Here is a 23,296-nt window from a genome sequence, read left to right on the forward strand (position 1 = left end):
AGATCGCGGGCGCCGGATTCGCTGGTCTGACCGCCGCCATCGCCCTCGCGCGACGGGGATGGACCGTGCGCGTGCATGAGAAGGGCAAGGAGCTCCGGGAGCAGGGTGCCGGCATCGTCCTCTGGAACAACACGCTGCGCGTGCTCGACGCCTTCGGGCTGACGGAGGAGATCGAGAGCGGTTCGATGCGGCCCCCGTACTACGAGACCCGCATGCAGAACAGGATCGTCTCGGACGAAGCCGTCCCGGGCATCCCGTGGCGCACGATGACCCGGCCGTTTCTGCACTCGGTGCTGTCCGGGGCGGCACGGCGCGCCGGTGTCGAGATCGTGACCGGTTCCGAAGTGGTCGCTGCCGGCGAAGACGGCACCCTCCGGATGGCCGACGGGACGGAGACGTCGGGCGACCTGGTGATCGGGGCGGACGGGGTCGGCTCCGTGGTGAGGGACTCGCTGGGCATCCGCTACGAGCGGCACCAGGCGCGAGACGGCATCACGCGGTTCCTGGTGCCGCGCTGCAAGGAGGCGCTCCAGCGCATCGAGCCGGACACCGAGTGGGACAACGTCATCGACTTCTGGAACCTCGAGCCGCGCGTGCTCCGGGTGCTCTACACGCCCGCCAACGAGCGCGAGCTCTACATCGCGCTGATGGCGCCGGCGGACGACGCGGAGGGATCGGCCGCTCCGACGATCAACCTCGACGTCTGGACCTCCATCCATCCGCAGCTCACGCCCGTGCTGGAGGAGGCGGCGAAGATCGAGGGCAAGTACTTCCGGTACCAGACCAACCGCCTCGAGCAGTGGACGCGCGGCCGGGTGGCGCTCGTCGGAGACGCCGCACACGCGATGGCCCCGGCCCTGGCGCAGGGCGGCGGGTGCGCCATGATGAACGCCTACACCGTGGCGGAGGCCGCCTCGGCCGCCGCCGTCTCCGACATCCCCGACGCTCTCGTCGAATGGGAGCGGCTCGAACGGCCGTACACGGACCGCTGCCAGACGCGCTCGCAGAACTACGCGGACACCCGCGGCATGTCGAAGGGCGGGCAGTTCGTCGGCGAGAACAATGAGACCGCGCTCTACGATCCGACCGACCCCCGCCGACACGAAGTCGTCGCGCGATGAAGAAGGCCGTCCGGGCCTTCGCGAAAGGAGATCACCGATGACGTTCCCCCCGCTCGACCCGTACTACGAGGTCAGGGAATGGTTCGCCTTCGTGCAGGAGGTCGCTCACGAGGGCGGCCCCGTCGCCGAGGAGCCCTTGATCAAGGCCGCCGCGGCCGTGGTGATCAAGAACCCCTTCGCCGGCCGCTACGTGGAGGACCTGTCCCCGCTGACGACGCCGAGCCCGAGCCTGGGCACCGCCCTCGGCGCCCGCGCCCGCGCGCTGCTCGGCGGGAGGCCGGTCGAGGGATACGGCAAGGGCGGGATCGCCGGGGTCAACGGCGAGCAGGACCACGTCGTCGCGTGCGTGACGACCGTGTTCGGCGACGCGTTCCGGGAGGCCGTCGGCGGTGGCCGCGCCTGGATCTCGTCGGCGACCAAGACGGCCTCCGCCGGGGCATCCCTCGACATCCCGCTCGCCTTCAAGGACGAGCTCTACGTGCGGTCGCACTACGACGCGCTGACCGTCACGTTCCCCGACGCGCCCCGCCCCGACGAGCTGCTCATCTGCGTCGCCGTGGCGACCGGCGGGCGGGTGCACCACCGCGTCGGCGGCATGACGCGCGACGAAGCACTGGCCAAGCACGACGCCTCCCGCTAGCCCCGACCCCGGACCGACCGAACGAGTCAGGAGAACGAAATGACGTACACCCCCGCCCGTTATCACGAGGACGAGTCGATCGCGAACACCCTCGACGACGTCGCCCGCGCGCACCGCATCCTCGAGCTCGAGGGCCACGGCGACATGTCCATGGGCCATCTGTCCTTCCGCGACCCCTTCGGCCGGGGCCTCTGGCTCAAGCGCGGCAACCTCGCCCTGTCGGAGGTGGTGGGCGACGACTTCATCCTCATCGACTTCGACGGGAACGTGCTCGAAGGCACGGGCCTCCGTCACCTGGAGTGGCCGCTCCACGCCGAGATCATGCGCGCCCGGCCGGATGTGAACGTCGTCGGGCACTCGCACTCGCACTACGCCACCGTCTTCGGCGCGACCGATCAGGAGCTCGGTCCGTACAGCAACCACGGCGTGTGGTTCGCCGAGCACGGCGTTCCGCGCTTCAGCGACACGAGCCACATCGTGACGACCGTGGAGCTCGGCAAGGCGGTCGCGGCGCAGCTCGGCGACGCGGAGGCGATCCTCCTCCGCAATCACGGCGTCGCCTTCGTCGGCGACAACGTGATCGAGGCGACGCTCGCCGGGATCTTCCTCGAGTGGGCGTCGAAGTTCCAGCTCGACCTGCTCCAGTCCGGCGCTTCCTTCCCCTGCCCGACCACGACGAGACCGTCGAGAAGAAGCGCCGCATCTACCCGCCGAAGGCGCAGCGCAACTACTGGATGTACTTCAACCGCAAGCTCGAGCGCGTCGAGCAACTGCAGGGCATCGGCATCGCACAGATCTGATCCGACCGCCTCCATCGCACACCCCGTCAGAAAGAGAGCACCGATCATGAGCCTTCCCGCTGTGGCAACCATCGTCGGCTCGGGCACCATGGGCCCCGGCATCGCCGCGACCCTCGCCCGCGCCGGAGCAGAAGTCCGCGTGTACGACATCAGTCCGGACGCCATCGAGCGCGCCCGCACCTCCTCGACGTTCGCCTCCTCGGTGCTCGACCAGGTCGGCGGCCCCAAGGCCGAGGGCGGATCGATCTCGTTCACGACGGACATCGCCGAGGCGCTCGGCGGCACGCAGTTCGTCATCGAGGCCGTCCCGGAGAGGCTCGATCTGAAGCAGTCCGTGCTCGCCCAGGTGGAGCAGCACGTCGGCGACGACGTCATCATCGCAAGCAACACGTCCGGCATCCCGATCTCGACCCTGTCCACGTCGCTGACCCGGCCGGGCCGGTTCATCGGGATGCACTGGTCGAACCCGCCGCACCTCATCCCGATGATCGAGGTCGTCCCCGGCGACCAGACCGACCAGGCGGTCACCGACCGGCTGGTCGAAATCGTGGAGGCGTTCGGGTACAACCCGGTGGTGGAGAAGGAGATCGCCGGGTTCGTGGAGAACCGCGTGCTCTACGCGATCCTCCGCGAGTGCGTCGCCCTCCTCAACGAGGGGATCGTGACCCCCGAGGGCCTCGACACCTGCGTCAAGTGGGGCATCGGCTACAAGCTGTCGGTCATCGGGCCGACACGGCTGCTCGACATGGCGGGACTCGACATCTACAGCGCGGTGTCGAGCTACCTGAACAAGGAGCTGGACGCCAGCACCGAGACGCCCGCCGTCGTCACCGACATGGTTCAGCAGGGACGGCTCGGCTTCAAGACGAACGGCGGCATGTACGACTACGCCGACGGCGAGGTGGATGCGAAGCGCAAGGACATCACCGCCGGCCTGGTGGCTGCGCTGAAGACCCTGACCAGCATCACCCCGGTCTGACCATGGCGATCACCGTCGAGCACGGCCCCGACGGGATGCTCGTCACCCGGGGCGCCGCCGTGGAGGTGGCGTTCCGGGTGCGGGGCGACGGGCAGGCCGTCGTGCTGCTCCACGGGACCTCCGCGAACCACGCGGTGTGGGAGCCGATCGCCGAGGGCCTCGAGGCACGCGCACGCGTGATCTCGCTCGACCAGCGCGGGCACGGGCGCAGCGGCAAGCCGGCCGCCGGATACCGCGGCCCGGACTTCGCCGGCGACGTGATCGCCGTGCTGGACGCCCTCGGCATCGAGCGTGCGCTGGTCGCCGGCCACTCGCTCGGCGCGCGCAACGCGTGGCTCACGGCGGCGCTCTTCCCCGAGCGGGTCAGCGGCGTGCTCGCCGTCGACTACACGCCGTGGGTGGAGTGGAGCGTGCTCGACGACCTCCTGGTGCGCGTGGACGCCGGGAACCGCTCCTTCGACTCGATCGACGAGGTCCGCGACTACCTCCAGGCGCGCTATCCGATGATGCCGGCCGACGCGGTCGATCGGCGGGCGCGCTGGGGCTACCGCCGCGACGCAGACGGGCGGCTCGTCCCCCTCGCCGACCCGAACGCGATGCGGCAGCTCATCGAGGGTCTCCGGGAGCCGTGGGATGCGGAGTTCCGTGCGGTCGCCGCTCCTATATCGCACCTCCGCGGCGCCCTCAGCCGCATCACCACCGACGCCGCGTGGGCGCCCGCCGTCGCATCCCGGCCGCACGACCGCTGGGTCGTCGACCCGGCCACCGACCACTACGTCCCCGAGGAGCACCCCGCCCTCGTGGTCTCCGAACTCGACCACCTGCTCACTCTCGACCCGGAAGGATCCCATGGCGCTCTTCGCTGACCTCGCCGTCACCAGCCCCGACCTCGTCCCTCTCGCGCCCATCCCCGAGGAGTACTCGGCGTACGGCGACAACCGCATCCCGAGACTCGAGATCAGCGGTGTGCCCGACGGGACGGTCGAGCTCGCCCTGGTGTGCCACGACCCCGACGCACCGCTGCCCCAGGGGTTCACGCACTGGACGGTCTACGGCATCCCGCCGCGCGCCGGTGCGCTCGACCTGGACGCCGAGGGCGTGCGCGTCGGCCCGAACAGCCTCGGCGAGCCCGGGTGGAGCGGACCGATGCCGCCTGCGGGACACGGCGTCCACCACTACTACTTCTGGGTCTACGCCCTCTCGGCACCGGTCACGGGGGCGCCGGCCCGCGAGGAGTTCCTCGCGGGCTACGGCGACCGCGTGATCGAGCAGGCGCGGCTCGTGGGCACGTTCCAGAAGTAGTCAGTCCGCGTACGTCCTGGCGAACGTCTCCGCGATCGCCAGGACGGCCGCGTGCACCGGGCCGGCGGTGATCGACGGGATGACGGAGGCGTCGACCACGTAGCACCCGTCGAGAGCCCGCAGGGCGAGGCCGGGGGTGACCGGGGCCGCATCCTCTGCGCCCATCCGGAGCGTGCCGACGGGATGGTGGTGGGTGATCGCGGCGCGCTGGATGAACGCGTCGATGTCCTCGGCGCTCGTCACGTCCGCTCCGGGGAGCAGCTCGTCGGAGCGCCAGCCGGCCAGGGCCTCCGCGCCGCCGACCAGCCGGGCGTGCTCGAACGCCGTGCGGAACAGCGCGCGGTCGTGCTCGGTGGAGAGGTACTGCGGGTCGATGATCGGCGCGTCGTCGACGTCCGGGCCCGAGATCCGCAGCGAGCCGCGGCTCGTCGGATTCGTGACGCCGAAGAGGAAGGTGTACGCCCCGCCCGTCGGCAGCCCGTCGAGTTCGCCGCGGTACACCTCGGAGGCGCTCGGCCCCACGACGCAGCCGACCACGATGTCCGGGGCTCCCGCGCGCACGTCGAGGCCGTTTACCGACAGGTAGGTCATCGACTCCGACAGCTGGAGCTTCGTCGGCGGGACCGTCGTCGCGGAGCGGTAGACGTTGCCGGCGCCGAGGAGGTGGTCGTGCAGGTTGGAGCCGACGCCCGGGCTCTCCGCCACGACGGTCACCCCGGCCTCCCGCAGCGTCGGCGGGTCGCCGACGCCCGAGCGCATCAGGAGCAGGGGGTCGGCGACCGCCCCGGCGGCGAGCACGACGACGTCGGCGTGGATCGTCTCCAGCCGGCCGTCGCGCTCGTACCGGGCGCCGACCACGCGGCCGCGGTCGATGAGGAGGGTGTGCACCGTCGCCCGATCCACCAGGTGGAGGTTGGGCCGGCCGAGCGCCGGGTCGAGGAAGGCGTCGGAGGCGGTCACCCGGCGGCCGTCCGCGATCGTGAGCGAGTTCGGCGTCGCCCCGATCATCTCGCCGCGGTTGTGGTCCGGGATGCGCTCGACGCCGAGCTCGCCCCACGCGGCCAGGTAGTCGGCCACCAGGGGGCTGCTGAGCTCCGGACCGGGGACGATGACGGTCAGCCCGGGCTCGCCGGGGCGGCGGGATTCGATGCTCTCGAACGCGGGGAGCAGCGCATCCCAGGACCACCGCCGATCGCCGGTCGCCTCCACCCACCGCTCGAAGTCGGCGCGGCAGCCGCGCATGTGCGCCATCGCGTGCAGGGTGCTCGACCCGCCGATGCCCTTGCCGCGGGGCCACTCGAGTGAGCGCCCGGCGAGGCCCGGTTGCGGGGTCGTGCGGTAGGCCCAGTCGTAGTCCCGGCCGTCGATGAAGGGCCACAGCTCGGGCCGGCGCATGTCGGGGTCGGTGATGCGCGTCCCGGCCTCGAGCACGGTGACCGTGCGGGAGGGGTCGCGGCTGAGCCGGTCCGCGAGCACGCTGCCGGCCGAGCCGGCGCCGATGATGAGGACGTCGGTGCCGCTCATGCTCAGTTGCGCGTGTGGCCGCCGTCGACCACCAGCGTCTGGCCGGTGATCCAGCTCGCCTTCTCCGAGGCCAGGAACGCGACCGCCGGGCCGATGTCGCTCGGCACGCCGCGACGGGCGAACGCCTGCATCGGGACGACATAGTCGAAGCCGTCGGCGTGGGGGCCGGAGAGCACGCCCTCGCTGGCGATGATGCCGGGCGCGACGGCGTTGATGGTGATGCCGTTCTTGCCGATCTCGCCCGCGAGCGCCCGGGTGAAGCCGATGTACGCGCCCTTGGTCGCCACGTAGTGCGCGCAGTTCGGGGTTCCGGCCACGAAAGTGTTCGAGGCGATGTTCACGATCCGGCCGTAGCCGCCCTGCGCCATCACGTCGCCGGCCGCCTTCGTCATGAGGTAGAGGCCGTTGACGTTGACGTCGAAGACGCGCTTCCACTCGGCGAAGTCGAGCTGCTCCCACGGGGTGAACGGCACCAGGCCGGCGTTGTTGACGAGGATGTCGATCCGGCCGAACTCGTCGACCACCTCGCCGACGACCCGGGCGACGGCCGCTTCGTCGGAGATGTCGAGGAGCTTGGCGACGCCGTCGATCTCCTGGGCGACCGCGGTCGCGCCGTCGAGGTTGAGGTCGGCGACGACGACCTTGTGGCCGTCGCCGGCGAGCTCCCGGGCGATGGCCGCCCCGATGCCCTGGGCGGCTCCGGTCACGATCGCGACACGCTGTTCAGTCATGGGGGCGGATCTCCTCTGTGTGGTGGGACGACACTGGGTGGTGGAACGACACTGTGTGGTGGAACGACGGGTTGTGTGCGCGGGCGGCGGTCAGTTGCCGCCGTAGTACTCCGGGGCGAGCTTCCAGGTCTCGAACGAGGCGAGCTCGTGCGACGGGTAGATGTCGGCGTTCTTGGTGCGCCCGAGGTAGTTGAGCCGGCGGATGGCCTGCACCGACTTCGCGGGGTCGAGGTGGAACCCGGCGATCCACTCCTTCTCGAGCGTCGTTCGCGTGTAGGCGGCGTCGCCGCAGAACAGCATGCTCCGCTCGTTGCTCATCTCGACGAGCATCGAGTAGTGGCCGACCGTGTGGCCGGGGGTCTCGAAGAGCCAGACACCGGGCACGATCTCGTAGTCGCCGGAGATCGGCTTGTAGGTCACGTCGGGGTGGTCGAACGACAGGTCCGAGTAGCCCAGCCGCTCGAACGGCTCGGGCACCTTCGCCTGGCGCAGCTCCGCCGTGTGCACCAGCGTGGTCGCGTTCGTGAGGTACTTGTTCCCGCCGACGTGGTCGAAGTGGAAGTGCGAGTTGACGACGATGTCGACGTCCTCCGGTTTGAAGCCGCACAGCGCGAGCTGGGCCGGGATTGTCTGCTCGGGCGTCTGCTGGGGCAGCTCGAACGGCAGCACCTTGTTCACGTGGTCGAGATCGAAGCCCGTGTCGTAGAGAATGAGCCCGTCGGGATGCTCGACCAGCACGGAGTACACGGGGAAGCGGACAGGGGTCCCGGTGTCGATGTGCCAGTGCACATCCGACGCGTCGATGACGAGGGTTCCCCCGTCGAGCAGGTACACCTTCGGGTCTGCCATGTTTCACCTCTCTGCAGGGGGGTTTCTCGCATGTTGTGAAATTTGCTTCACCATATGAGAGAGAGCCAGCCCCGGTCAAGAGGTCTGTTCGAGGGTCAGGGCAGAGGTGTGGGCGGCGGCGACGAGAGGGATGCGCCGTCGTCGAAGGTGGGCTGACCCAGATGCGGCTTCCAGATGTAGCACTCGCTGAGCATCGGCTGCTTGTCGAAGTCGCCGATGCAGACCACATCCGTGTAGCGCGCCGCTGCATCGAGTTCGTAGTGCACGCGGCAGATCACCCGGAAGACGCTGGCCGGGGCGACGGTGCGGTCGCGGAAGAGGTGCTCCGACGGTGTCCAGCACTGCGTGCCCCGAACCTCCGAGCCCTTCTGCAGCCGCGCGGCGGGTGGCGCCACGGTGCCGAGCGCGGCGAACGCCTCGGTGTCCTTCGGCACCTGGGCGACGTTGGTCCAGCCGTGGGAGGGGGTGGATGCGGCCGGCGCCGGCGCGGCGCTGCATCCGGCTAGGGCCAGGGCGGCGGCGACCACGACCGCACCGGCAGCGGCGCGGCTGTAGCGCGCATCGTTTCGATTGTGTAAATCTCCCCGAAACAGCATTGACCACCGCCCTTTCTTCTCATAGTGTCATCATCTATCCGCACATTGTGAGAAAACAACCCACTCGCGGTGGTGTGTTTCGCAGTGACGCGGTACACGTCCAGGAGAGGAACCCGCAATGCACAGCTCCATTCTGAAGCGCACGGTCCTTGCGGCCGGTTCGACGCTCGCCGTCGTTGCCCTACTCGCGGGGTGCTCGGGTCGCGGCAACGACACGAGCGCCGGTTCGACGTCCGGAAGCACAGGAGCGTCGTTCAGCCGCATGGCCATCGTCACCCCGGCCACCGAAGCCGACCACGGCTGGAACCAGGTCGGACTCAAAGACGCCCAGGCAGCCGCCGACAAGCTCGGACTCAAGCTCGACGCCTACCCGAACGTCGGCTACGACAACCCCGAGACCAACATCGAGCAGGCGGCCAAGAAGTCGGGCGTCGGCTTCGTGATCGCCCACGCCTCCGGATTCGGCGACGCCGCGGCCAAGGCCCAGGCCAACACCGGCGTCCCCGTGCTCGTGACCGACTACCCGAGCAAGCAGGTGCCCGGCAAGGTCGGCGTCATCACCTTCAGCGCGGAGCAGGTCGGCTACCTCGCAGGCATCGCCGCGGCCAAGACCACCCAGAGCAAGAAGCTCGGCGTCGCCATCTCGGCCGACGACGTGAACTGGTACTCCATGTCGGGCGGCTTCGCGGAAGGCGCCTGCAGCGTCGACCCGTCGATGCAGATCGACGTCGCTTACATCTCCGCCGCCGGCTACGACGACTCGAAGGGCGGCAAGTCCATCGTGCAGCAGCTCATCGCCAAGGGCGACGACGTCGTCTTCGGCATGGGCGACGGCGCGACGGTCGGCTACGTGGCCGCGGTCAACGACGCCAACGCCGCCGGCAACAAGGTGAAGTACATCGCCGACATCGGCGATGTCTCCGACCTGTTCACGACGAAGGACGCGCTGCTGACCTCGGCGCTCTGGTCGTTCACCGGAACCTACGAGCAGGCGGTCAAGGACATCAAGGCGGGCACCTACGCCAAGAAGCCCTACAACCTCGACCTCGCCAATGGTGGGATGCTGCTGCAGGACACCCCGAACCTGACCTCCGACATCAAGTCCGCCGTCAAGGACGCGACGTCGAAGATCGAGTCCGGCGCGATCAAGGTCGACCAGGCGCAGACCAAGGACCAGCTCGACAAGATCCTCGCGAAGTGACCCGCTGACCGACCCCCTCCCGGGTGGGGCGGCGACACCGTCGCCCCACCCGGGCCGTCCGACCGGAGGACCGTCCCCGCCCATGCCCACGGATACCGTGCCCCTGACCGGCGTCATCTCGCTCAACCACATCACCAAGGCCTTCCCGGGGGTCGTCGCCAACGACGACATCTCCCTCGACCTCGTCTCCGGGCAGGTGCACTGCCTCCTCGGAGAGAACGGAGCGGGCAAGTCCACGCTCATCAGCATCCTCGCCGGGATGCAGCTGCCCGACTCCGGCACCATCTCCATCGACGGCGAGACGGTGTCCATCGGCTCGCCGAAGATCGCCATGCGCTACGGGATCGGCGTCGTGCACCAGCACTCGACCCTCGTCCCCAGCCTGACGGTCATCGAGAACCTGATGCTCGGGGAGTCGGGGCTCATGCTGAAGGAGAAGGAGGCGCGCTCACGCCTCGACGAGCTCTCCTCCTTGCTGGGAATGTCGATCGACCCGCGGACGCTCGCGAGCGACCTGGGCCTCGGCCAGCAGCAGCAGGTCGAGATCGCGAAGGCGATGTGGAAGGGCAGCAGGCTGCTCATCCTCGACGAGCCGACCTCCATGCTGACGCCCTCCGCGATCGACAACCTCGCCGAGAGCATCGGCCGGCTCACCGAGCGTGGCCTCGGCGTCGTGTTCATCACGCACAAGCTCCGCGAGGCGTACTCGATGGGCGACTGCGTCACGGTGCTCCGGTCGGGTAAGAAAGTCGGCTTCCTCTCTCCCGAGCGGATGAAGGAGCTGGATGAGGACCAGGCTCAGGCCGAGATCCTCCGCGCCATGTTCGGCGAGGACCTCCGCAAGGCGGGAACGCTCGACGAGGCCGCGGACCTGGCCGGAGCCACGGAGGCGACGCGCGAAGTCGCCCCGGTCGACCTGAGCGCCCGGCCGGTCGTCATCGAGCTCGACGGCGTCACCTCCTCCGGTCGCACCACGGACGTCCTCGTGACCGACGTCAGCCTGCAGATCCGGGCGGGCGAGATCTTCGGCATCGCGGGCATCGACGGGCACGGCCAGACCGGTCTGGCCGAAGTGGTCGCGGGGCAGCGCGCCGCGGTCCAGGGGACCGTCCGGCTGCAGGGGAAGGACATCACCCGCACCGGCGTGCGCGAGCGGCAGGAGCTCGGCGTGCGTTACGTGACCGACGACCGCCTCCATGAGGGCACGGTCGGCAACCTCAGCGTCGCGCTCAACTTCGTCCTCAAGCGCATCGGGAAGCCGCCGTTCTGGCGCTTCGGGCAGATCAACCGGCCGGCGGTCAACGCCGAGGCCACGAAGCTCATCGACGAGTACTCCATCCGAACCCCGTCGCCGTCGACCCGTGCGGCCGCGCTCTCCGGCGGCAACATCCAGAAGATCCTCCTCGCCCGCGAGCTCGCGCCGGGAGCCAAGGTCCTCGTCGTCAACAAGCCGACCTACGGGCTCGACCTGAAGACGGTCCGCCTCGTCCACGACCTGCTCCGCGAGTTCGCGGCGGGCGGAGGGGCGGTCCTGCTGATCTCCACCGAACTGGACGAGCTCGTCGAGCTGTCGCACCGGATCGGCGTGATCTCCAAGGGCGAGATCGTCGGAGTGGTCGACAACGACGGGGAGAACACCGCAGAGAGAGTGGGACAGTACATGGTCGGAGGCGCTCATGCAGGCATCTGAGCAGAGCCGGACGCGGAGGTCGACCAGCGTCGTCATCCGCGCGATCATCCCGGTGATCCTGGCGCTCATCACCGCCGCGTTCATCCTGCTCGCGCTGGGCAAGGACCCGATCGCGTTCTACGGCGACGTCATCCAGAACGGCATCATGGACGGCAACTGGCAGCACAGCCTGGTGATGATGACGCCGCTCCTGATCATCGCCGTCGGGCTCATCGTGGTCTTCCGCGGCCAGCTGTGGAACCTCGGCTACGACGGGCAGTACCTCCTGGCCGCGGTCTTCGTCGCCGGACTCGGCCCGACGATGATGAAGCAGGTCGGCCCCGGCCTCACCTACCTGGCGCTGACCCTGCTCGCGATGGCGATCGGTGCGCTCTGGACGCTGCTGCCGGCCTGGCTCAAGGCCCAGTTCGGCACCAACGAGATCATCACCACCCTGGTGATGTCGTCGATCGGCGTCGGTCTGACCGGCCTCCTCATCGAGTACGTCTTCCAGGACCCGAACCAGCGGACGCCGCAGACGCGCACGCTCGACACCGGGGACATGCTGCCCTTCATCCCCGGCACGCGCATCCATATCGGGTTCATCGTCGCGCTGGTGGTCGCCGTGGTGTTCCAGTTCATCCTGAACCGGACGTCGTTCGGTCTGCGGCTCGACATCTTCGGCACCAGCCCGAAGGCCGCCCGCCACGTCGGCATCAACTCGAAGTGGATGACGATCGTCCTGTTCCTGATCAGCGGCGCCCTCATCGGCCTCGCGGCGTCGATGGACATCCTCGGCCAGTGGGGCTACGTGCGGAACAACTGGAACCCCGGCTACGGCGCCACCATCATGCCGTTCGTGTTCCTCGCCCGGCTGAGCCCGATCGGGTCCATCCCGTTCATCGCCTTCTACTCCATCTTCGCGACCGGCGGGACGGTGGCGTCCATCGACGCCGGCCTGTCCACCGACTTCCTGATGGTCATCGTCGCCCTGATCCTCGTGTTCATGACGATCACCGAGTACGTCGGGACGAAGCTCGACCTCGGCCAGAGCTATCTGCCCGACGAGCTGAAGGAGGCCTTCCGCAGGCCCGCGCTCGTCCTCACCCGGAGGAAGGTCAACGCATGAGCGAGCTCCTCACCGCGTCGTTCCTCGCGGCGTTCATCATCGCCTGCATCGCCGGCGCCATGCCCCTCATGCTCGCGGCCGTGGGTGAGACCATCGGCGAGCAGTCCGGCGTCCTGAACCTCGGAATCGAGGGGATGATGCTGATCGGCGCGTACACCGGGTACGTGTGCGCGATCGCCAGCCACAACGTCTGGATCGGGATGCTCGGCGGCGCGATCGGCGGCATCGCCATCTCGCTCGTCCTCATGATCCTCAACGTCTGGCTCGGCCTCAACCAGATCGTGCTGGGCATCGCGATCACGATCGCGGGCGAGGGCATCACCAGCGTGCTGTACCACAACACCTACGGCCAGAGTCAGCCGTCGATCGCACCGGACCGGTGGCAGATCCCGGGCCTCTCGGCGATCCCCGCCGTCGGCTCGTCGGTGTTCAGCCAGTCGGGGGTGTTCTGGGTCTCCATCCTGCTCGCCGTGGCGGTGGCGTTCCTGCTCTCGCGGACGAACTGGGGTCTCTCCATCCGGGCCGCGGGCCAGCAGCCGTCGTCGCTCGACGCCGCAGGAGGGTCGGTCATGAAGACGCGCTCGCAGGCGGTGCTCCTCGGAGGATTCTTCAGCGGCATCGGCGGCGCCTACCTGTCGCTGCTCTCGACCGGCGCCTTCACGCCGTTCATGACCGCCGGCGTCGGGTACATCGCCATCGTCGTGACCATGCTCTCCCGGGGCCGCATCTGGGTCGTGGCCGCGATCTCGCTCCTGTACGGCTTCACGCAGGCGCTCGGAACCGCGCTGCAGCTCGGCGGCATCAGCATCCCGCCGCAGATCATCTCGATGCTGCCGTACATCGTCGTCATGATCGTGCTGCTCATCTTCGCCCGAAGCGTCTACATCTCCCCGGTCCTGGGGGCTCCCTACACGAGAGGTGCACGATGACGAACACCGCCGTAACGTCCAGGCTCGACTTCACGCTCTCCGCGGGACCGACCGTCGCCTCGGCGCAGACCCTCGCAGCGCTCGGCTCACCGATCACGTACCACTACGACCCCGAGTTCCTGGAGCTGTTCCGCGAGACCGAACGCAAGGTCGCCCGGCTCTTCCAGACCGGCAACGACATCGTGCTCATGCAGGGCGAGGCGATCGTCGGCCTGGAGGGCGCGGCGCGTTCGCTGGTCCGCCCCGGGATGCCCGTGCTCAACCTGGTTCAGGGCGTGTTCGGCAAGGGGATGGGGTACTGGCTGCGCGACTTCGGCGCCGAGCTCCACGAGATCGAGGTGCCGTACAACGATGCAGTCGCGCCCGAGCGGGTCGCGGAGTACCTGGACGCGCATCCGGAGATCGAGCTGGTCACCGTCGTCGCGTCGGAGACCCCGTCCGGCACGGTGAGCGACGTGTCGCGCATCGGGCCGATCTGCCGGGAACGCGGCGTCCTCACCCTGGTCGACACCGTCTCCGGCGTCGGCAGCATGGAGTTCCGCACCGACGACTTCGGACTGGATGTCTGCGTCGCCGGCGCCCAGAAGAGCCTGGGCGGTCCTCCCGGTGTGGCGCTGGTCTCGGTGAGTTCGGCCGCCTGGGACGCGATCCGGCGGAACGAGAACGCCCCGCGCGCCTCCTACCTCTCCCTTCTGGACTGGAAGGAGAAGTGGCTCGACGGCGGAGCGTTCCCGTACACGCCGTCGGTCTCCGACATGCACGGCCTGGCGTCGTGCCTCGACCAGATCCTCGACGAGGGAGTGGATGCGGCGATCGCCCGCCACGCGGCCTCCGCAGCGGTGACGCGTGCGGGCGTGCGCGCGATGGGTCTCGACCTCTGGCCGGTCTCCGAGGACATCGCGGCGGCCTGCGTGACCTCCGTCGCGGTCCCCGCGGGACTCGACGACGTGCAGGTCCGCACCCACGTCCGCGACCGCTACGGGGTCATGTTGTCCAGCGGTCAGGGGGCCGGTAACATCATTCGCATTGCCCACATGGGACCGACGGCGAGCGGTCTGTTCCCGATCGTGGGGATCTCTGCGCTCGGACGAGCTCTGATGGACCTGGGGTGGCATGTCGACGTCGGCGCCGGGGTGGACGCCGCGCTTGCGGTCCTGAGTGAGCAGCGCGGCTAGGGCCCCCGGGCGATGGTGGATACAGCACGGACCGACCGCTCCGGCAGGAAGGATGCTCCGATGACCGTTCAGCGCACCAAGGGAGTCGACAGCGCTCGGCGGGCACTGCAGATCCTGCTGCAGTTCAGCCAGACCAAGCCGGAGCTGACGGTGGACGAGCTGATCGAAGCCCACGACATCTCGCTGCCGAGCGCCTACCGGTACATCTCGCTCCTGCGCGAGATGTACCTGATCGAGGAGCGCACGAAGGGGCGCTACGTGCTGTCGCCGCAGATCCTGCAGCTGGCTCAGGCGGCCGAGCGCACGCTCGACTACCGGGTGGAGGCGCAGCCGATCCTCGACCAGCTGCGCGAGGCGACGGGGGAGACCGCGCTCTACCTGCGCCGGCTCAACGACGCCGCGGTGTGCCTTGCGATCTCGGACTCCGATCACGCGATCACGATCTCGTTCCAGCCCGGTCACGTGATGCCGCTGCACAAGGGCGCCGGTGCGAAGGTGCTCCTCGCCGGCTACCCGCCGGCGCGGCGCAAGCAGTACTTCGAGAAGCTGACGCCGCCGCTCTCCGCCGAGGCGCGGAAGGAGATCGAGGCCGACCTGGCGCGCATCCTCGACGACGAGATCGCGGAGAGCTTCGGCGAGGTGGATGAGGGCGTCTGGGCCTGCGCGGCGCCGGTCCGCGCGCACGGGCAATTGATCGGTGCGGTGTCGGTCGTCGCCCCCGCCTACCGGGTGGCCGACCGGCACGCCGAGCTGGATGCCGCGGTGAAGGCCGCGGCGAACGACTTCGAGGCGACGCTCGCCACGCTGGTCGAGCGACGGGTGTGGTCGCCCGACGACTGACGGGCGACGACTGACGGAAGGACGGCGCCATGGTGCGGGACGACGAGGTTCTGGAGGCCGTCGAGCAGCAGCTCCCGGCGATCGGGGGACTCATCGACGAGATCCACGCCCATCCCGAGCTGGCGCACGAGGAGTTCCTCTCGGCTGCGGCGCTCTGCGGAGTGCTGGAGGCCGCCGGAGCACGGGTGGAAAGCGGCATCGCGGGCATGCCGACGGCCTTCCGCGCCGAGATCGACGGCGGCCTGCCCGGCGCGGCGGTCGGCGTCGTCGCGGTGTACGACGCCGCCTGCGCGAAACGCCTTGACGGCACCGATGCCGCGGTCCACTCCTGCGGGCACGGACCCCAGTCGGCGGGCGTCGTGGGCGCGGCGTTGGCGCTGGCGGCCCTCTGCACGAGGTGGGCCGGCCGCTTCGTGGTGGTCGGCGCGCCCGCCGACGAGATCCATTCGCCCGGCACGCGCCGGCTCGGCAGCGGGAAGGCGCGGCTCGCCGCCTCGGGCGCGGTCGACGACCTCGACGCCCTCCTCTACCCGCATCCCGAGTTCATCGACACGGTCTGGCAGCAGAGCCTGTGGATGCGGAGGGAGACGGCGGTCGTCGCCGGTTCCCGCACCCTCCGGAGCGGAACGGAGGTCGCACCGCACCGCGCCCTGGACGGCCTGCGGGAGCTGCTGGCGGAGTACGACCCGGGCCGCGTCATGGTCGAGTCGGCGTTCCTGGACGGAGATGTCGAGGAGGGCTCCGGCCTCACGCTGACGGTCCGCATCCTGGTCTTCGACGAGTCGGAGGACGGCGCCCGGGCGCTCGCCGCGTCCGTCCACGACCGTCTGCCCGGCGCGGAGTGGAGCTCGAGTGCCGCCATCGCGGCCATCCGCCCCGACGAAAGCGTGACGGCGACCGTGCTCGACGCGTTCCGGGCGTTCGGCAGAGATCCCGAGACGAATCCGACGCCCCTGCCGTTCGCGACCGACTTCGGCAACGCGGCCCTCCGGGTGCCCGCCGCCCTCGTCGGGGTGGGGCGACCGGGAGGCTGGGGCTTCCACACCGATCTCGGCGCCGAGCAGTTCGCCGGGGAGGCCGGGCGGGCGATGGCGCGCGACATCGCGCGGATCGTGGCGCTCTCGGCGGTGCGGCTGGGGGCCGGGGCCGCGTAGCCATCAGCCGACGCCGGGTTGGGCAAGTTTTGGCATTTTGGCACCGTTTGGCAGTTGACCGCTGCCCCCACGTCTCTTTATCTTCGTGCCAAGACGTTTTGCCAAAACGTCTTGGCACCAGTATCCTCATCCATGCAGCCACCCGCTGCACAGCAGATTCGGAGTAACGATGCTTCGTAAGAAGTTCGCGGCCGCCGCAGCAGTCGGCGCCGCGGTTGCGCTCACCCTCGCCGGGTGCGGCGTCGGAGGCGGGGGCGGTTCCTCGTCCGACAAATCCATCACGGTCCTCGTCGAGGCCGGCGGCCACGCCGAGCTGCAGCCGATCGCCGACCTCTACAAGAAGGACACCGGGACGAAGGTGACCTTCGTGGAGTTGCCGTACGACGGCCTCTACAACCGCCTCAACAGCGAGTTCACGTCCGGGACCGTCTCCTTCGACGTCGCGGCGCTCGACGCCATCTGGCTTCCCGCCTTCAGAGACGCCGTCACCCCGCTCGACAAGCTGTTCACCTCCGATGTGAAGAGCGACCTGTTCCCCGCGCTCGTCAAGGAGGCGAACGTCGACGGCATCTATGCGGGCATGCCGGTCTGGACGAACTCCGAGATCCTCTACTACCGGAAGGACCTCTTCGACGACGCGGCGAACAAGACCGCGTTCAAGGCGAAGTACGGCTACGACCTGGTCCCCCCGACCACCTGGCAGCAGTACCAGGACGCCGCCGAGTTCTTCACGCAGCCCGACAAGGGTCTCTATGGCACGGACGTGAAGGGCGCGGTCGAGACCGAGTACCTCGCCACCCTGTCGCAGACCGGCGAGAAGACCATGGTGCTCGACAACTCGGGCAGCGAGATCTCCCTCGGCAACGAGAACAGCCTGAAGGCGCTCGACTTCTACACCGGACTGCAGAAGTACGCGCCCGCCGGCTCCGCTCAGCTCGACTGGGCCGGCGCGCAGAACCTGTTCAACCAGGGCAAGACCGCCATGATGCGGTTCTGGGCCCACGCGTACCGGCAGATCCCCAAGGACGCGTCGGTGTACGGCAAGGTCGGCGTCGCCCCGATGATCGCGGGGCCCGGTGGAATCGCCGGGGTCCCCGGCGCCTGGTACCTGTCGGTCGCCAAGGCGAGCACGAAGCAGCAGCAGGGACTGGACTTCGTGAAGTTCGCCTACGAGCACAACGCGCTCAGCGCCAAGACGGCCCTCGGTCTGGTCGCCCGCAAGTCGGCGTTCGAGAAGTACCAGGACCAGCCCGGTTACGAGAACTACAAGCCGCTGGTGGACACGCTGGACGCCGAAGCGACCATCCCGCGGCCGGCGACGCCGAAATGGCAGCAGATCGTGGACACGGTCCTCGTCCCGATGATCCAGAAGTCGTTGCAGCCCGGTGCTGACAAGCAGGCGCTGCTCAACGCCGCAAAGGAGCAGGTCCAATCGCTGGTCAAGTGATGGAGCAGCGAGTGGGCGGCCGCGCCGGCCGCCCACTCCGCTCTCCTCGTCAACGTTCCCTCCGCACCGCCGACCGGCGGTTCGCCGCACTGCTGATGCTGCCGGCCGGGCTCTTCCTCGCCGTCTTCATCGGATGGCCGCTGCTCCAGTTCGTCGGCGACAGCTTCTTCACGATCAGCCCGATCGCCGGAGGCCCACGCGAGTTCGTCGGCTTCGAGAACTACGTCACCGCGTTGACGAGCTCGGATTTCACCAACGCCGTCTGGCGGACCATCCTCTACACGGTGATCGTGGTCGCCTTCGAGTTCGTGCTCGGACTGCTGGTGGCACTCCTGTTCACGTCGCTGGGCAACTCCTCGCGCGTGTTCCGCACGATCTTCCTGTACCCGCTGATGATCGCCCCGATCGTCGCCGGCCTGCTCTGGCGGTTCCTGCTCATCGACAACTTCGGCATCGTCAACGAGCTGCTGAAGACCGCCGGGATCATCCACTCCAGCGACCAGATCCAGTGGCTGAGCGACCCGAACATCGCCCTGTTCTCCGTCGCCATCCCGGACATCTGGCTCACCACATCCTTCATCACCCTGGTGCTCTTCGCCGGCCTGCAGAACATCCCCGGGGATGTGATCGAGGCGGCACGGCTCGACGGCGCCCGGTACACGACCATCCTGTTCCGCATCATCATCCCGCTGCTCCGGCCGGTGATCGCCGTCGCGCTGATCGTCCGCGGCATCGACGCCGCCCGCGCCTTCGACGTGATCGTCATCCAGACCAACGGCGGACCGCAGCAGAGTACCGAGACGCTCTCCCTGCTGATCTACCGCACGATGGTGCGCTTCGGCGACCCGGGCCTTGCCAGCGCGATGGGGACCATCTACCTGATCGCGATGCTGGCCGTCGCTCTGTTCGCGATCCTCACCATCTGGCGGCCGGGAAGCGAGACCGAGCGATGAACGGACTGGAAGCGCGTCGCCTGAGCTCCCGTGCGGTGCTCTGGCTGATCCTGATCGCGGTGGTCGTGCTGTACGGCTTCCCGTTCCTCTACATGCTGTTCACGTCGTTCAAGACGCCGCTCGAGACGATCTCGGTCCCGCCGAAGCTGCTCCCCAGCGTGTGGACGGTGGACAACTACGTCTCGGCGCTCACCCGCGACGGGGTCGTCGCCTCGTTCATCAACAGCATCATCACCGCCGTCCTGAGCACGCTCATCTCCCTCGTGCTCGCGATTCCCGCCGCCTACGCGGTGACCCGGTTCCGCACCCGCACGGGCAGGATCTTCATCGTCCTCGCGCTGGTCGCCCGGATGGTCCCCCCGATCGTCATCGGCGTCCCCATGATCTCGATCTTCCGCAATCTGGGCATCTCCGACACCTCGCTGGCGTTGGCGATCGCCCACACCACGATCTCCCTCCCGCTGTCGATCTGGCTCATGTCGAGCTTCTTCGAGGCGGTCCCGGGCGAGCTCGAAGAGGCGGCGAAGATCGACGGGAACAGCCGGCTCGGCGCGCTCTGCCGCGTCGTCATCCCCGTCACGGCCGGGGGCGTCGCGGTCACGGCGATCTTCGCCTTCCTCGCCAGCTGGAACGAGTTCCTGTTCGCGCTGCTCCTCACCGCCGTGCGGTCGCAGACCACGCCGATCGTCATCGCGAACTTCCAGACGCAGTTCGGGCTCGACTGGGGGTCGATGACGGCCCTCGCCGTCGTCTACTCGATCCCCGTCATCCTGCTCACTCTGCTGCTGCAGCGTCACATCGTGGCCGGGCTCACGCTCGGCGCCGTCAAGGGTTGAGGGAGGAGTCGCCATGGCAGTGAAGAGCGCGAGCATCCGCGATGTCGCCGAGCTGGCCGGGGTCTCGGTCACCACGGTCTCGCACGTCCTCAACGAGACGCCGCACACGCGGGTCGCCGAGGAGACACGGGCGCGCGTGCGCCACGCGGCGAAGACCCTCGGCTACGGGCCCAACCGTGCGGCGCAGGCGCTCCGCACCAATCGCTCGGGCCTGATCGGGCTGCTCAGCGAGGAGATCGCCACCACGCCGCACGCCGGGCGGATCATCCTCGGCGCTCAGGATGCGGCACGGGAGCACGACCTCACCCTGGTCATCATCAACACGGAACGCGAGTCGAGCGGGAACTCCCACCGCGACGACGTGCAGGCGCTGCTCGACCGCCAGGTGGATGCCGTGCTCTACGCGACGATGTACCACCGCCAGGTGTCGCTTCCGCCGAACCTGCAGGCGCTTCCCTCGGTGCTCATCGACTCGACGGACCGAGCCGGCATCGTGCCCGCCGTCGTCCCGGACGAGGTGGGTGGGGCCGTCGCGGCCGTGAGCCATCTCGTCGATGCGGGACACACCCGGATCGGCTTCCTCAACAACGACGACGACGTCCCCGCGACGCACCTCCGCTTCGCCGGCTACCGCGAGGTGCTGGAGAGGAACGGCATCCCCTTCGACGCCACGCTGACCGCCTCCGCGCCCTCCGAGACACTCCCCGGCTACGAGCTCGCCCGCGAGATGCTCAGCCGGGCCGACCGCCCCACAGCGCTGTTCTGCTACAACGACCGGATGGCGATGGGCGCCTACCGGGCTGCCGCCGAGCTCGGGCTCGAGATCCCACGGGACCTCTCCATCGTCGGGTTCGACAACCAGGAGCTCATCGCCGCCAACCTCTTCCCCGGCCTCACCACCGTCGCCCTCCCTCACTACGAGATGGGGGCGTGGGCCGTGGAGACGCTCGTCCACCTGCTGCACGGCGAGGCCGAGTACCGCCTCCTCGCCGACAAGCCGACACTGCTCGACTGCCCGCTGGTCATCCGCGGGTCCGTCACTCCGCCCCGCGCCGACTGAAAGGTACCCGCACACATGCTCCGTCTCGCCGCCTCCTGGGTGTGGGATTTCTGGATCGCCGACGACGGCGACCTCTTCCACCTCTTCTTCCTCAAGGCGTCCCGCGCACTCGTGGACCCCGACCGCCGGCACTGGCGCGCCACGATCGGACACGCAACCTCGGACGACCTCATCTCGTGGACCGAGCACGCGGACGCCGTCATCCCCGCCGACTCGCCCGCGTTCGACGACCTCGCGACCTGGACCGGTTCGGTCGTGCGCCAGGACGACGGGACCTGGCGGATGTTCTACACCGCCGTCAGTCGTGCCGAAGGCGGGCTCACCCAGCGGATCAGCTCCGTGGTGTCCGACGACCTCTTCACCTGGCGACGCGAACCGGGGCGACAGGTGCTCGAACCCGACGCCCGGTGGTACGAGACGGTCGATACGCGGCAGTGGCCGGACCAGGCGTGGCGGGACCCGTGGGTGTTCGCCCACGCCGGCACCTGGCACATGCTCATCACCGCACGCGCCAACCAGGGGGAGCCGGATGACCGGGGCGTCATCGGCCACGCCACGTCGCCCGACCTGACGGCCTGGACCGTGCAGCCTCCGCTTTCGGAGCCCGGTGCCGGGTTCGGCCACCTGGAGGTCGTTCAGACCATCGAGGTCGACGGCAGGCCCATCGGCCTCTTCTCCTGCCTCGGCTCCGAGCTCTCCGCCGAGCGGCGAGCCCAGGATCCGACCGGGGGAGTGTGGGCCTTCCCGACCGATTCGCTCACCGGGCCGTTCGACACGTCGCAGTCGTACCGGCTCACCGGCGAGCAGCTCTATGTCGGCCGTCTCGTGCAAGACCGCAGCGGCGCTTGGCAGCTCCTCGCGTTCCACAACGCGGACGGTGACGGCGGCTGGATCGGCGAGATCTCCGACCCGCGCCCCGTCCGCTGGGCCGATGGGCGACTGACGCTCGACCAGACTGACGCCGTCCCGGCGGAGCGGCTGGGAGTCGGCTCGTGAGCGCGTCGTTCCGCTACGACGTGACCACCTGGCCCGGCGGCGACGCCGCCGAGGACATCGGCGCGGTGATCAACAGCATCATCGCGGACGTGAAGGAGCGCCAGTCCGCCTCCGTCGACCGAGACGGCGGCAAGCCCGGAGCGGTGATCTCCATCCCGCCCGGCGACTACCGCCTCCGCACCCAGGTGCTGATCGACATCAGCTTCCTCCGGATCGAAGGATCGGGACACGGCTTCACCTCGTCGAGCATCCGGTTCAACGTCCCGGAGGACGAGTGGGCGGATCTTCACGAGCTCTGGCCCGGCGGAAGCCGCATCCTGGTCGAGCTGGCGGGGGAGGCCGGCGACGACCCGTCCACGGGAGCAGCCTTCCTCGTGAACCGTGCCGGAAGCCCGCGGATCAGCTCCGTGGAGTTCGCGAACTTCTGCATCGACGGGCTTCACTTCGCCGCCGACGGCTCGGATCGCCACCCCGAGAACACCTACGTCAACGGCAGGACAGGGATCCATGTCGCCAGCGCGAACGACTCCTTCCGCTTCACCGGAATGGGCTTCGTCTACCTCGAGCACGCCCTGACCATCCATAACGCCGACGCCCTGTCGATCCACGACAACTTCCTCGCCGAATGCGGCAGCTGCATCGAGCTGCGCGGGTGGGGGCAGGCGTCGAAGGTGACCGACAACCTGATCGGCGCCGGGCCCGAGGGCCACTCGATCTACGCCGAGAACCACGGCGGCCTGCTCATCACGGCGAACAACGTGTTCCCGCGCGGGGCCAGCAGCGTGCACCTCCGGAGCGTCACCCGGTCCAGCGTGACGAACAACCGCCTCCACTCGTTCTATCCCGGGATGGTGATCCTCGAGGAGAACGCCTCCGAGAACCTGATCGCCACCAATCACCTGCTGCGCGACCGGGAACCATGGGCACCGTTCGTCGACGTGGACAACGGACGCGACGACCTGTTCGGCCTGATGCTGATCGAGGGCAGCAACAACTCGGTCATCGGGAACCACTTCTCCGAGGTCGTCGACGCGGAGAAGCTGCGTCCGGCCGGGGCCACGCCGGTCATCATCCGGCTCGCGGAGGGCAGCGGCAACTACGTGGCCACGAACCACGTGGTCGCGCTGGATGTGCGGGCCTCGTCCGGGGAGTCCGCGTTCGACGCTCAGGTGGATGCGCTGCTCGCCACAGCCGCGACGCATACCCTCGACGTCGTGACGGTGCTCGTGGAGCCGGCCTCGACGGCGAACACCGTCCTCGACTCCGGGACCGCCGCGCAGACGGTCCTGGACATGACGGCGAACGCCTTCCGGCCGACCCCCGGCATCGGGTGACGTCAGGCGGTGTGCGCGCCTGGCGAAGGCG

Annotated in this window: 22 protein-coding genes; 18 read left to right on the forward strand and 4 right to left on the reverse strand. The window is 69.0% G+C overall.

Features of this window, described 5'->3' with window-relative positions:
* Window positions 1–2: 2 nt before the first annotated feature.
* From ACQ86M_RS18730 to ACQ86M_RS18750, 5 genes are read left to right on the forward strand one after another with little or no spacing between them, the layout of a single operon-like run.
* Window positions 3–1,121 carry an FAD-dependent oxidoreductase gene (locus tag ACQ86M_RS18730; RefSeq protein WP_431247919.1) on the forward strand — a complete coding sequence of 373 codons (1,119 nt, stop codon included), beginning with the start codon at window positions 3–5 and terminating at the stop codon, window positions 1,119–1,121.
* A gap of 37 nt (window positions 1,122–1,158) precedes the next feature.
* Window positions 1,159–1,761 carry an amino acid synthesis family protein gene (locus tag ACQ86M_RS18735; protein ID WP_431219991.1) on the forward strand — a complete coding sequence of 201 codons (603 nt, stop codon included), beginning with the start codon at window positions 1,159–1,161 and terminating at the stop codon, window positions 1,759–1,761.
* A gap of 39 nt (window positions 1,762–1,800) precedes the next feature.
* Window positions 1,801–3,540, forward strand: coding sequence for a 3-hydroxyacyl-CoA dehydrogenase NAD-binding domain-containing protein (locus tag ACQ86M_RS18740; RefSeq protein ID WP_431246549.1), 1,740 nt, complete (start codon window positions 1,801–1,803; stop codon window positions 3,538–3,540).
* A 2-nt stretch (window positions 3,541–3,542) separates the two neighbouring features.
* The gene (locus ACQ86M_RS18745) at window positions 3,543–4,406 is read left to right on the forward strand and encodes an alpha/beta fold hydrolase (protein ID WP_431246550.1); all 864 of its coding nucleotides are present in this window, start codon (window positions 3,543–3,545) and stop codon (window positions 4,404–4,406) included.
* Window positions 4,390–4,842, forward strand: coding sequence for a YbhB/YbcL family Raf kinase inhibitor-like protein (locus ACQ86M_RS18750; RefSeq protein WP_431246551.1), 453 nt, complete (start codon window positions 4,390–4,392; stop codon window positions 4,840–4,842). Before ACQ86M_RS18745 ends, ACQ86M_RS18750 begins: the two co-directional genes overlap by 17 nt.
* Here the strand turns inward: ACQ86M_RS18750 and ACQ86M_RS18755 are convergent, their stop codons facing one another.
* From ACQ86M_RS18755 to ACQ86M_RS18770, 4 genes are all read right to left on the reverse strand, one after another.
* Window positions 4,843–6,366: a GMC family oxidoreductase gene (locus ACQ86M_RS18755; RefSeq protein WP_431246552.1), complete on the reverse strand. Its 1,524-nt coding sequence runs from the start codon at window positions 6,364–6,366 to the stop codon at window positions 4,843–4,845. It abuts the gene before it with no gap.
* Between the two features lie 2 nt (window positions 6,367–6,368).
* Window positions 6,369–7,097, reverse strand: coding sequence for a pyridoxal 4-dehydrogenase, SDR-type (gene pldH, locus ACQ86M_RS18760; RefSeq protein ID WP_431246553.1), 729 nt, complete (start codon window positions 7,095–7,097; stop codon window positions 6,369–6,371).
* A 90-nt stretch (window positions 7,098–7,187) separates the two neighbouring features.
* Window positions 7,188–7,946, reverse strand: coding sequence for a 4-pyridoxolactonase (pldA, locus tag ACQ86M_RS18765; RefSeq protein ID WP_431246554.1), 759 nt, complete (start codon window positions 7,944–7,946; stop codon window positions 7,188–7,190).
* 95 nt (window positions 7,947–8,041) lie between these two features.
* On the reverse strand, window positions 8,042–8,473 hold the full coding sequence (locus ACQ86M_RS18770) for a hypothetical protein (protein WP_431246555.1): 432 nt from the start codon (window positions 8,471–8,473) through the stop codon (window positions 8,042–8,044).
* 187 nt (window positions 8,474–8,660) lie between these two features.
* Between ACQ86M_RS18770 and ACQ86M_RS18775 the strand changes: the two genes are divergently transcribed.
* From ACQ86M_RS18775 to ACQ86M_RS18835, 13 genes are all read left to right on the forward strand, one after another.
* Window positions 8,661–9,743: a putative B6 ABC transporter substrate-binding protein gene (locus ACQ86M_RS18775; protein WP_431246556.1), complete on the forward strand. Its 1,083-nt coding sequence runs from the start codon at window positions 8,661–8,663 to the stop codon at window positions 9,741–9,743.
* 82 nt (window positions 9,744–9,825) lie between these two features.
* Window positions 9,826–11,433: a putative B6 ABC transporter ATP-binding protein gene (locus ACQ86M_RS18780; RefSeq protein WP_431246557.1), complete on the forward strand. Its 1,608-nt coding sequence runs from the start codon at window positions 9,826–9,828 to the stop codon at window positions 11,431–11,433.
* On the forward strand, window positions 11,420–12,541 hold the full coding sequence (locus tag ACQ86M_RS18785) for a putative B6 ABC transporter permease subunit 2 (RefSeq protein WP_431220000.1): 1,122 nt from the start codon (window positions 11,420–11,422) through the stop codon (window positions 12,539–12,541). Before ACQ86M_RS18780 ends, ACQ86M_RS18785 begins: the two co-directional genes overlap by 14 nt.
* Window positions 12,538–13,470, forward strand: coding sequence for an ABC transporter permease (locus ACQ86M_RS18790; protein WP_431246558.1), 933 nt, complete (start codon window positions 12,538–12,540; stop codon window positions 13,468–13,470). Before ACQ86M_RS18785 ends, ACQ86M_RS18790 begins: the two co-directional genes overlap by 4 nt.
* A complete protein-coding gene (locus ACQ86M_RS18795; RefSeq protein ID WP_431246559.1) occupies window positions 13,467–14,645 on the forward strand; it encodes a pyridoxal-phosphate-dependent aminotransferase family protein in 1,179 nt (392 codons plus the stop codon). Before ACQ86M_RS18790 ends, ACQ86M_RS18795 begins: the two co-directional genes overlap by 4 nt.
* Before the next feature lie 60 nt (window positions 14,646–14,705).
* The gene (locus ACQ86M_RS18800; RefSeq protein ID WP_431246560.1) at window positions 14,706–15,485 is read left to right on the forward strand and encodes an IclR family transcriptional regulator; all 780 of its coding nucleotides are present in this window, start codon (window positions 14,706–14,708) and stop codon (window positions 15,483–15,485) included.
* Between the two features lie 29 nt (window positions 15,486–15,514).
* A complete protein-coding gene (locus ACQ86M_RS18805; RefSeq protein ID WP_431246561.1) occupies window positions 15,515–16,639 on the forward strand; it encodes a M20/M25/M40 family metallo-hydrolase in 1,125 nt (374 codons plus the stop codon).
* A 169-nt stretch (window positions 16,640–16,808) separates the two neighbouring features.
* Window positions 16,809–18,086, forward strand: coding sequence for an ABC transporter substrate-binding protein (locus tag ACQ86M_RS18810; RefSeq protein ID WP_431246562.1), 1,278 nt, complete (start codon window positions 16,809–16,811; stop codon window positions 18,084–18,086).
* Window positions 18,086–19,039, forward strand: a complete 954-nt coding sequence (locus tag ACQ86M_RS18815; RefSeq protein ID WP_431246563.1) for a carbohydrate ABC transporter permease — start codon at window positions 18,086–18,088, stop codon at window positions 19,037–19,039. The genes ACQ86M_RS18810 and ACQ86M_RS18815 overlap by 1 nt, the downstream gene beginning before the upstream one ends.
* Window positions 19,036–19,875, forward strand: coding sequence for a carbohydrate ABC transporter permease (locus ACQ86M_RS18820; protein WP_431246564.1), 840 nt, complete (start codon window positions 19,036–19,038; stop codon window positions 19,873–19,875). Before ACQ86M_RS18815 ends, ACQ86M_RS18820 begins: the two co-directional genes overlap by 4 nt.
* Window positions 19,876–19,888: 13 nt before the next feature.
* Window positions 19,889–20,935: a LacI family DNA-binding transcriptional regulator gene (locus tag ACQ86M_RS18825; RefSeq protein WP_431220009.1), complete on the forward strand. Its 1,047-nt coding sequence runs from the start codon at window positions 19,889–19,891 to the stop codon at window positions 20,933–20,935.
* Window positions 20,936–20,950: 15 nt separating this feature from the next.
* Complete coding sequence (locus ACQ86M_RS18830) at window positions 20,951–21,931, forward strand: glycosyl hydrolase family 32 (RefSeq protein WP_431246565.1); 981 nt, start codon at window positions 20,951–20,953, stop codon at window positions 21,929–21,931.
* On the forward strand, window positions 21,928–23,265 hold the full coding sequence (locus ACQ86M_RS18835) for a NosD domain-containing protein (RefSeq protein ID WP_431246566.1): 1,338 nt from the start codon (window positions 21,928–21,930) through the stop codon (window positions 23,263–23,265). Before ACQ86M_RS18830 ends, ACQ86M_RS18835 begins: the two co-directional genes overlap by 4 nt.
* Window positions 23,266–23,296: the final 31 nt, after the last annotated feature.

It is taken from the genome of Leifsonia xyli subsp. cynodontis (assembly GCF_050632205.1).
GTDB lineage: Bacteria > Actinomycetota > Actinomycetes > Actinomycetales > Microbacteriaceae > Leifsonia > Leifsonia xyli_D.

Excerpts from the sequence above, each read along its gene's own strand:
- ACQ86M_RS18750 (WP_431246551.1), top strand. The coding sequence starts at position 4,390 with ATGGCGCTCTTCGCTGACCTCGCCGTCACCAGCCCCGACCTCGTCCCT.
- ACQ86M_RS18820 (WP_431246564.1), top strand. The coding sequence starts at position 19,036 with ATGAACGGACTGGAAGCGCGTCGCCTGAGCTCCCGTGCGGTGCTCTGG.
- ACQ86M_RS18735 (WP_431219991.1), top strand. The coding sequence starts at position 1,159 with ATGACGTTCCCCCCGCTCGACCCGTACTACGAGGTCAGGGAATGGTTC.
- ACQ86M_RS18800 (WP_431246560.1), top strand. The coding sequence starts at position 14,706 with ATGACCGTTCAGCGCACCAAGGGAGTCGACAGCGCTCGGCGGGCACTG.
- ACQ86M_RS18775 (WP_431246556.1), top strand. The coding sequence starts at position 8,661 with ATGCACAGCTCCATTCTGAAGCGCACGGTCCTTGCGGCCGGTTCGACG.
- ACQ86M_RS18745 (WP_431246550.1), top strand. The coding sequence starts at position 3,543 with ATGGCGATCACCGTCGAGCACGGCCCCGACGGGATGCTCGTCACCCGG.
- ACQ86M_RS18755 (WP_431246552.1), bottom strand. The coding sequence starts at position 6,366 with ATGAGCGGCACCGACGTCCTCATCATCGGCGCCGGCTCGGCCGGCAGC.
- ACQ86M_RS18790 (WP_431246558.1), top strand. The coding sequence starts at position 12,538 with ATGAGCGAGCTCCTCACCGCGTCGTTCCTCGCGGCGTTCATCATCGCC.
- ACQ86M_RS18805 (WP_431246561.1), top strand. The coding sequence starts at position 15,515 with ATGGTGCGGGACGACGAGGTTCTGGAGGCCGTCGAGCAGCAGCTCCCG.
- ACQ86M_RS18815 (WP_431246563.1), top strand. The coding sequence starts at position 18,086 with ATGGAGCAGCGAGTGGGCGGCCGCGCCGGCCGCCCACTCCGCTCTCCT.
- ACQ86M_RS18830 (WP_431246565.1), top strand. The coding sequence starts at position 20,951 with ATGCTCCGTCTCGCCGCCTCCTGGGTGTGGGATTTCTGGATCGCCGAC.
- ACQ86M_RS18740 (WP_431246549.1), top strand. The coding sequence starts at position 1,801 with ATGACGTACACCCCCGCCCGTTATCACGAGGACGAGTCGATCGCGAAC.
- ACQ86M_RS18810 (WP_431246562.1), top strand. The coding sequence starts at position 16,809 with ATGCTTCGTAAGAAGTTCGCGGCCGCCGCAGCAGTCGGCGCCGCGGTT.
- ACQ86M_RS18795 (WP_431246559.1), top strand. The coding sequence starts at position 13,467 with ATGACGAACACCGCCGTAACGTCCAGGCTCGACTTCACGCTCTCCGCG.
- pldA (WP_431246554.1), bottom strand. The coding sequence starts at position 7,946 with ATGGCAGACCCGAAGGTGTACCTGCTCGACGGGGGAACCCTCGTCATC.
- ACQ86M_RS18825 (WP_431220009.1), top strand. The coding sequence starts at position 19,889 with ATGGCAGTGAAGAGCGCGAGCATCCGCGATGTCGCCGAGCTGGCCGGG.
- pldH (WP_431246553.1), bottom strand. The coding sequence starts at position 7,097 with ATGACTGAACAGCGTGTCGCGATCGTGACCGGAGCCGCCCAGGGCATC.
- ACQ86M_RS18785 (WP_431220000.1), top strand. The coding sequence starts at position 11,420 with ATGCAGGCATCTGAGCAGAGCCGGACGCGGAGGTCGACCAGCGTCGTC.
- ACQ86M_RS18780 (WP_431246557.1), top strand. The coding sequence starts at position 9,826 with ATGCCCACGGATACCGTGCCCCTGACCGGCGTCATCTCGCTCAACCAC.